The following is an 8385-nucleotide window of genomic DNA, read 5'->3' on the forward strand; positions in this document are numbered from 1 at the left end:
GCGGGGGGGGCCGGGGGCGGGGGGGCGCGCCCCGGCCCCGGCGCGGCCTCCGGGGGGGGGGCCGCCCAGCCGCACGGCGCGGTCCGGCCCCGCGAGCCGGTTACTCCGAAGCCTTGACCACCGCGTCCGCCGCGCCCGGCAGGGGCAGGTCGCCCGGCGCCTGGTCGGGTGCGTTCTCCGGGTGGTGGCAGGCCACCTGGTGGCCGGTCCCCAGCGTCAGCAGCGGCGGCTGCTGCGTCGTGCAGATCTGCGTCGCCTTCCAGCAGCGCGTGTGGAAGCGGCAGCCGCTCGGCGGTGAGATCGGCGAGGGCACGTCGCCCTTGAGCAGGATGCGGCCGCTCTTCGCTCCGCGCCGCCTCGGGTCCGGCACCGGCACCGCCGACAGCAGCGCCTTGGTGTACGGGTGCATCGGGTTCTCGTAGAGCGCGGTCCGGTCGGCCAGTTCGACGAGCTTGCCGAGGTACATGACGGCGATGCGGTCGGACACGTGCCGGATGACCGACAGGTCGTGCGCGATGATCACGTACGTGAGGCCGAGCTCCTGCTGGAGGTCGTCCAGCAGGTTGACCACCTGGGCCTGGATCGACACGTCCAGTGCCGAGACCGGCTCGTCCGCGACGACCAGCTTCGGGTTCAGGGCCAGGGCGCGGGCGATGCCGATGCGCTGGCGCTGACCGCCGGAGAACTCGTGCGGGTAGCGGTTGTAGTGCTCCGGGTTCAGGCCCACCAGCGACAGCAGCCGCTGGACCTCGGACTTGAGCCCGCTCTCCGGCTGCACGCCCTGCAGCTTGAACGGGGCGCTGACGATCGTGCCGACCGTGTGCCGCGGGTTCAGCGAGCCGTACGGGTCCTGGAAGATCATCTGGATGTCGCGGCGCAGCGGCCGCATGGCCGAGGCCCCGAGGTGGGTGATGTCCTTGCCGTCGAACTCGATGGTCCCGCCCGTGGGCTCCAGCAGCCGGGTGATCAGCCGGCCCATCGTGGACTTGCCGCAACCGGACTCGCCCACGACCCCGAGGGTCTCACCGCGCCGCACCTCGAAGTCCAGGCCGTCGACGGCCTGGACCGCGCCGGCCTGCCGGCGCAGCAGCCCCTTGTGGATCGGGAAGTGCTTGGTGAGCCCGGACACCTTGAGCAGCGGCCCGGGCTCCTCCGCCCGCTGCGCGGGGACACCGGGGGCGTCCGTCTTCTTCATGTCCTCGGTCACAGCTTCGGCGCAATCTCTTCGGTCCAGATCCGGGTCCGCTGCTCCGACGACATGTGGCAGGCGGACCAGTGCTTGTCCCCGTCCTCCGTCAGCTCGGGCCGCTGGGTGCGGGTGATCCCGCCCTCCGGCACGTCGGCGTACGGGCAGCGCGGATTGAAGGCACAGCCGCTGGGGATGTTGATCAGGCTGGGCGGCGAGCCCTTGACCGGGATGAGCCGCTCGGTCTGGTCGCGGTCGATGCGGGGCATCGAACCGAGCAGGCCCCAGGTGTACGGGTGCCTGGGCTCGTAGAAGACCTTCTCGGCGGAGCCGCGCTCCACGCACCGGCCGCCGTACATCACGAGGATGTCGTCGGCCATCTCGGCCACCACGCCGAGGTCGTGGGTGATCATGATGACCGCGGAGCCGAACTCCTTCTGCAGGTCCCGGATGAGGTCGAGGATCTGCGCCTGGACGGTGACGTCCAGGGCGGTCGTCGGCTCGTCCGCGATGAGCAGCTCGGGGTTGTTCACCAGCGCCATGGCGATCATGGCGCGCTGGCGCATGCCGCCCGAGAACTCGTGCGGGTAGTTGTCCACCCGCTTGTCGGGCTCGGGGATGCCGACCCGGTCGAGCATCTCGACGGCCCGGGTGCGGGCGGTCTTCTTGCTCACGTCGTGGTGGACCCGGTAGGCCTCCACGATCTGCGAGCCGATCGTGTAGTAGGGGTGCATCGCGCTGAGCGGATCCTGGAAGATCATCGCCATCTCCCGGCCGCGCAGCCGGCGCACCTCCTCCGGCTGGGCGGAGAGCAGCTCCTTGCCGTCCAGCCAGACCTCGCCCGAGAGCGAGGCGCTGGACCGGCCGCCGTTGCCGACCCGGTGCAGGCCCATGACGGCCAGCGAGGTGACGGACTTGCCGGAGCCCGACTCGCCCACGATGCCGAGGGTCTTGCCCTTCTCCAGCTGGAAGGTGAGTCCGTCGACCGACTTCACCAGGCCGTCGTCCGTGGGGAAGTGGACCTTCAGGTCCCGGACGTCGAGGAAGGCCCGGGGCACGCCGGGGGCCTTCGCGGTGTCGGTACCGGTGTCCGTGCCGGTGGCGGTACCTGTGCCGGTGCTGCTTCCGGTGCCCCGGCCGGCACCGCTGACGGGCTTCGTCGGGTCGGTCACGACAGCCTCACCCTCGGGTCGATGATGGCGTAGACGAGGTCGACCACCAGGTTGCACAACACGATGAAGAACGCGGCGAACAGGGTCACGCCGAGGATCTTCGGGAGGTCGTTGACCGCGATCGCCTGGTAGGCGTACTCGCCGACCCCGTGGTACGAGAAGACGGTCTCGGTGACGATGGCGCCGCCGAGGAGGAGGCCGAAGTCCATGCCGAAGATGGTGATGATCGGCGTCAGCGCGGACCTCAGTCCGTGCCGGGTGACCACCACGCGCTCGCGCAGGCCCTTGGCCCGGGCCGTCCGGATGTAGTCCTCGCTCATCGTCTCCAGCATCCCGGCCCGGGTGAGGCGGGCGTAGAGCGCGGAGTAGAGGAAGGCGAGGGTGCACCAGGGCAGGACGAGCGCCTGGAACCAGCCGGCCGGGTCCTCGGAGAAGTCCACGTACACGTTGGTGAAGATCGGCCAGTTGAAGACGAACAGGGCCAGCGACAGGACGCCGGTGAAGAACATGGGCAGCGAGACGCCGGCCAGCGCCACACCCATGGCCACCCGGTCGAAGAGCGAGCCCGGTCGCAGGGCGGAGACGACGCCGGTGGTCACACCGGTGACCAGCCAGACCACGGCCGCGCCGAGGGCGAGGGACGCCGTGACCGGCAGGCGCTCCAGCATCTGGGGCCAGACCTCGACGTGGTCCTTGAAGGAGTAGCCGAGGCAGGGCGCGTGGCACTGCGAGGGCTGCGGGCCGAAGTTGAACTCGCGGCCGGCGAATATCCCCTTCAGGAACTCCCAGAACTGCTGGTGCAGGGGCTGGTCGAGGCCGAGGTTCTGCTTGACCGCGGCGATCGACTCCGGTGAGGGGTTCTTGCCCACGTACTGGGTGGCAAGCGAGTCGACGGTTCCGCCGGCCAGCCTGGGCAGCAGGAAGAAAATCGCAAAGGTGATCGCGCTGACGACGAGCAGCAGGGCCACCGCGGCGATCATCCGCCGGACGATGTACACAAACACGAGGGTCGGCTTCGGCGTCCGCCGGCCCGTACGGCCCCCCGGTCGGGGGAGCCGCACGAGCCGGCGTGCACTGCTGCCTTCACCTGCCTTCCACGGTTCTGGCAGATCGGGCTGAAAGGTCGGGCCTTACTGACTTCGGATTTACTTCAGGCCGACGTTGAGGTAGTCGTACTGGCCGCTCCAGGCCGGGTTCGACACCGCGTTGGTGATCTTCGGCGAGCGGTAGTGCAGCACCTTGAAGTAGGTCAGAGGCACGATGACGGCCTCGTCCATGACCTTCTTGTCGATGTCGCCGTAGACCTTCTCGCGGGCGGCGGGGTCGGTGTTGGCGATGTTCGCGTCCAGCATCCCGTTGATCTCGGGGCTGTTCAGCTGCGACAGGTTGGTGTTACCGGTCTTGCCGATCGCGCCACCGTGGACCACCTGCTGCAGGAAGCCGAAGCCGGTCGGCCAGTCGGCGCCCCACTGCATCATCATGAGGCCGATCTTGTTGTCCTCGGTGAACTTCGGGACACCCGCGTAGTCACTGAAGTACTTGCCGGCCGGGTACTGCTGGATCTTGATGTTGATCCCGACCTTCTTCAGGGAGGCCTGGATCGCGGTGGCCATGTCGACCTCACCGGCACGGTCGTTGCGGGCCGTGATGGTGGTCTCGAAGCCGTTCGGCTGGCCGCAGGCGGTCAGCAGTTCCTTCGACTTGGCCTCGTCGCCCTTGTTGTCCGGGGTCTTGTAGGTGTCGAAGTCCACGTGGCCCGGGATGTCCGTCGGCAGCACCGTGCTGGCGACGGCGCCGCGGACCGGTCCGCCGAACGCGGTCTGCACCGAGACCTTGTCCACCGCGTACTGGACGGCCTTGCGGCACTCGACCTTGTCGAAGGGCGCCACCTTGGTGTTGATCGCCAGGTAGACCAGGCGACCACCCTGCGCGTTGTCGGTGTTCGGGTCCTTCGAGCTCAGCAGCTCCGACTGGGTCTGCTGGGCAACGCCGTTGCCGACGATGTCGATGTGGGAGTTGCCGGCCTTCAGGTTGGAGTCGATCGTCTCCTGGTTGACCTTCAGCTTGACGACGATCTTGTCCGGCAGCTGCTTGCGGAGCGGGTCGTTGCCGGCGTCCCAGTTCGGGTTGCGGACGAGGACGGCCTGCTTGTCCTGCTCGTAGCTCTCGAACATGTACGAGCCGGAGGAGACGATGTGCTTGACGTAGTCGGCACCGTCGTCCTTGGCCTTCGGCACCGGGGCCGACTGCGGGTTGGCCAGGAGGTAGTCGAACTCGGCGAAGGGCTGCTTGAGCTTGAAGACGATGGTGTGGTCGTCCGGGGTCTCGATGGACTTCAGACCCTCGTCGCTCTTGTCCTTGTACGGGCCTTCGTACTTCGGCTCGTTGTCCTTGAGGTACTGGGCCAGGTAGCTCGGGCCGTTGGAGTGGACGTCACGGGCGAAGTTGCTGCGCTCGACGGCGTACTTGACGTCCTTCGAGGTGACCTCGGCGCCATCGCTGTACTTCACGCCCTTGCGGAGCTTGTACGTCCAGGTGGCGCCGCCGTCGCTCGGGGTGCCCAGCGACTCGGCGAGGTCCGGCACGACCTTGTTGCCCTCGGCACCCGGGGCGGGCGCGAAGGTGGTCAGCGGACGCGCGTACAGGCGGCTGAAGTTGAAGACGAAGCCGTAGTAAGTGTTGCCCGGGTCGAAGGAGTCGGGCGTGTCGGACGCCTCGTAGACGAGCGTCCCACCCTTCTTGTCCGAGGCGTTGACGACACCCGTGACGGCCGCGTTGGCGGCGGCGGAACCCTTGTCGCCCTCGCCCGTCTTGTCACCGCCGCTGCACGCGGAGGCCCCGAGGGCGATGCTGATGGCGGCCACGAGCACCGCAGCTGATCTCGACCTGCTTTTCATGGTGGAGTTAAGCCCCCTGATTCAGAGTGGAGTGGTGATGGGGTGGGCGGTGGTGGCCCGGCCGCGCCCGAGGAAACGGTTCAGCGGCGGCTCTTGGGGTCCAGTGCGTCCCGCAGGCCGTCGCCCAGCAGGTTGAAGGCGAGCACGGTGAGGAAGATGGCCAGGCCCGGCACGACCATGTACATCGGGTCGACCTTGTAGTACCTGACGGCCTCGCTCAGCATTCCGCCCCAGGATGCCTGCGGGGGCTGGATACCGACGCCCAGGAAGCTCAGGGACGCCTCGAAAAGGATGTTGGTGGGGATGAGCAGGGTCGCGTAGACGAGGATCGGCGCCACCAGGTTCGGCAGCAGCTCCTTGAAGACGATGAACGGGCCCCGCGCTCCCAGGGAGCGTGCCGCGTCGACGAACTCCCTTTCGCGCAGCGACAGTGTCTGCCCGCGCACGATGCGACCGATGTACGGCCAGCCGAAGAAGCCGATCACGAACACCAGCACGCTGATGTGGAGCGGCAGACCTTCGAGCCCGAACGCCCCGCCCTGCAGCGCCGCCGAGATGGAGATCGCGAACAGCAGCAGCGGGAAGGCGAGGAAGGTGTCCATCATCCGGCTGATGACGGTGTCGGCCCAGCCGCCGTAGTAGCCGGCGACCACGCCCAGCACCGAGCCGATGACCACGGACAGCAGCGTCGAACCGAAGGCCACGAGCAGCGACACCCAGGAGCCCTCCAGGATGCGGGTGGCGATGTCGCGGCCGAACTTCGGTTCCACGCCCAGCGGGTGGTCCCAGCTGATGCCGCCGAAGGGGCCGATGGGGGTCGCGAGCGACGGGTCGATCAGGTCCTGGTGCAGAGCGTCGGGATCGAGGCCGAAGATCGCCTGGATCGGCTGCGAGAGCACGGCCAGGACGACGAGGAAGAGGACGACGATCCCGCCGGCCATGGCGACCTTGTCCCGCTTGAGGCGGGTCCATGCGATCCGGCCGAGCGAGCGCCCCTCAATCGCCACTTGCTTCGCCCCGTCCGGTCCGGCGCCGGGCTGGGGCCGCGCGGGCCCGGTGGTCTCGGTAGGTGCCGTCATCGTGGTGGAAACCCCTCTCGGCCGGCTGGTGGCCGGCCCCTGCCAACCGCTGTGGCGGCTTGGTTCACATCGTGTCGCGGTGTCGCTGGTAGCCGGCGGTTCGGTCGCTGCGGAACTGCTCGCGAAATGCGGATGAAGAGGGGGCTCAGGCCCTCTCGGTGGGGGGAGTCTTCAACGGTCTCTCGATCACCCGCCAGACCCGGCGGGGATGTGATGCGCAACCGTGATGTCCGCCTGCACCTTCCGTTATCCGAACCACGCGCTCTGTTGAGCGGAGAGATACCGCCGCTTCGGTGCGGAACGGACATCCGGCCCAACTGCCCTTTCGGGCATGGATCTTGGGTGCATTCACCGGATATGCCGAAGGCCGCACCGATGGGAGCGGTGCGGCCTTCGAGCGGGATGTCTCACTATGCAGATATTGCGGAACGCGGACCGTGCCCCCGGTGGACCGGGTCGGCACGCCCGCTCAGTACGCGGGCGCCTGGCCCTCGCGGTCGTAGAAGGGGCGGGTCTGCGCGCGCAGCCACATGGCCACCGGGTCGTGCTCGTCCGCGAGCGCGACCGTGCACACCGGGACGCCCTCGGGGACCACGCCGACCGACTGCCGCATCATCTCCCGTACGGATTCCAGCGCGGGCGCGGAGGCGTCGTACAGGTCGAGCCCGACGGCGAGGTACGGCGATCCGAGCGCGGGCTGCACCCAGGCGCGGCGCAGCGACCGGACGGCCGGGGTGCGGTGCGCGTGCTGGGTCAGGAGTCCGTAGAACTGCGGGAGCTCGATGGCCGGCTCCGACAGGCGCAGCGGGCCGGCCGGCATCCGGTCCAGGCCGGTGGCGATCCGGCGCAGGTCGGCCCAGGGCACGCCGAGGCCGCCGCCCCGCTCGTGCGGGTTGAGCCACAGACCCCAGCGGTCCGGGTACAGCGCGCGGGCGATGTCCCGCCCGGTGACCACCTCGTAGCCCCGGTTCCAGCCGCTGGCGGCCAGTTCCTGGGGGGAGGTGACGCAGGGCGCGTAGCCGAGGCTCTCGACCTCCATGCCGCCGTACTGGGCGTCCGGGGAACCGGGCTGGCCCTGCCAGAGCAGCATCCACAGCCGGCCCTCGGAGAGGGCATGCAGAAGTGACTCGTAACTTTCGTAGCGCCCGGGGGTCACCTGGCGCATCATGTGCTCGACCTGCCCGGCCGCGGCCGTGCCTGACGCACTCACCCGGTACCCCTCTTCGTCCGCCCGTCGTCCACGCGTGCCCCTCAGCTTAAGCGGCCCTACGGGAGGTAGAAGGGGCGTACGCGCTCACGAATCCAGTCCGTGACCGGGTCCTGTGCCGCGTCGAGCAGGATCAACTGCACGGGCCACGGCGGCGGGACGCGGGTCAGGGCCCGTCCGAGGGCCTCCATCGGCGCGTCGCGCATTTCGGGTTCCCATCCCACCAGGCGGACACCGATGAACAGCTGGGGCTCCCCGCCCTCGATGCTGGCGAGGCAGCGGTGCGCGGCGGCGACCACTCCGGTGGCCCGGAACTCCTCGGTGGTGGCGGCCAGGAAATCCACCGGATCGTCCTGCCAGTCGGGCTCGTAGAGCCGGACGCGGCCGCCGGTGGCCGGGCCGTCCAGCGGGGACCGGCCGGTGCGGCAGAGCTCCGCGACGGCGGGAGGCGGGAGCGGTACGCCGATCGTGCCCTCGGGGTTGAGGGCGATGCCGAGCTGCGGGGGCAGGCCGCGGGCGAACTCGACCGCGGGAGCCACCGCGAAGTCCATGCCGGGGCCGACGCAGGCGAGGAACTGGGCCTCGGAGCTGTAGACGGGGACGTACGCGGCCCCGCCGATGTCCATGGTGGGCAGGTCGAGGCCGGCCGTCGTCGGGCCGCTGCCGCCCGGCAGCGGCACCCATACCCGGCTGCGCCCGAGGACCTCCAGGATCCGCCCGCCGGCGTCCGGCTGCCCGAGCGCCGCCCCCAGCACCTGCTCCAGCTCGTTCCCAGGCCAGCCGCTGCCCTGCATGTCCCGTGCCTCCGTGATCCCGCCGCGTGTCGCCCCGCAGGGTACCGGCC

7 protein-coding genes are annotated in these 8385 nt (G+C 69.5%); all 7 read right to left on the bottom strand.

Annotation, left to right across the window (positions count from 1 at the left end; translation table 11 throughout):
• Positions 1-100: 100 nt before the first annotated feature.
• Positions 101-1195: an ABC transporter ATP-binding protein gene (locus ACWGE1_RS38455; protein ID WP_453425117.1), complete on the bottom strand. Its 1095-nt coding sequence runs from the start codon at positions 1193-1195 to the stop codon at positions 101-103.
• Between the two features lie 8 nt (positions 1196-1203).
• On the bottom strand, positions 1204-2244 hold the full coding sequence (locus tag ACWGE1_RS38460) for an ABC transporter ATP-binding protein (RefSeq protein ID WP_453425122.1): 1041 nt from the start codon (positions 2242-2244) through the stop codon (positions 1204-1206).
• Positions 2245-2354: 110 nt separating this feature from the next.
• Positions 2355-3362 (bottom strand): ABC transporter permease, encoded by a 1008-nt coding sequence (locus tag ACWGE1_RS38465; RefSeq protein WP_453425118.1) that lies wholly within the window; start codon positions 3360-3362, stop codon positions 2355-2357.
• A 141-nt stretch (positions 3363-3503) separates the two neighbouring features.
• A complete protein-coding gene (locus tag ACWGE1_RS38470) occupies positions 3504-5255 on the bottom strand; it encodes an ABC transporter substrate-binding protein (protein WP_453425119.1) in 1752 nt (583 codons plus the stop codon).
• An 80-nt stretch (positions 5256-5335) separates the two neighbouring features.
• A complete protein-coding gene (locus ACWGE1_RS38475; protein WP_453425120.1) occupies positions 5336-6334 on the bottom strand; it encodes an ABC transporter permease in 999 nt (332 codons plus the stop codon).
• 469 nt (positions 6335-6803) lie between these two features.
• Positions 6804-7544 (bottom strand): enhanced serine sensitivity protein SseB C-terminal domain-containing protein, encoded by a 741-nt coding sequence (locus tag ACWGE1_RS38480; protein WP_453425121.1) that lies wholly within the window; start codon positions 7542-7544, stop codon positions 6804-6806.
• A gap of 56 nt (positions 7545-7600) precedes the next feature.
• Positions 7601-8335 carry an enhanced serine sensitivity protein SseB gene (locus ACWGE1_RS38485; protein WP_453425123.1) on the bottom strand — a complete coding sequence of 245 codons (735 nt, stop codon included), beginning with the start codon at positions 8333-8335 and terminating at the stop codon, positions 7601-7603.
• Positions 8336-8385: the final 50 nt, after the last annotated feature.

It is taken from the genome of Streptomyces sp. NPDC054932, assembly GCF_053610205.1.

Coding starts and splice junctions, on each gene's coding strand:
- ACWGE1_RS38470 (WP_453425119.1), bottom strand. CDS start 5,255: ATGAAAAGCAGGTCGAGATCAGCTGCGGTGCTCGTGGCCGCCATCAGC.
- ACWGE1_RS38455 (WP_453425117.1), bottom strand. CDS start 1,195: ATGAAGAAGACGGACGCCCCCGGTGTCCCCGCGCAGCGGGCGGAGGAG.
- ACWGE1_RS38485 (WP_453425123.1), bottom strand. CDS start 8,335: ATGCAGGGCAGCGGCTGGCCTGGGAACGAGCTGGAGCAGGTGCTGGGG.
- ACWGE1_RS38475 (WP_453425120.1), bottom strand. CDS start 6,334: ATGACGGCACCTACCGAGACCACCGGGCCCGCGCGGCCCCAGCCCGGC.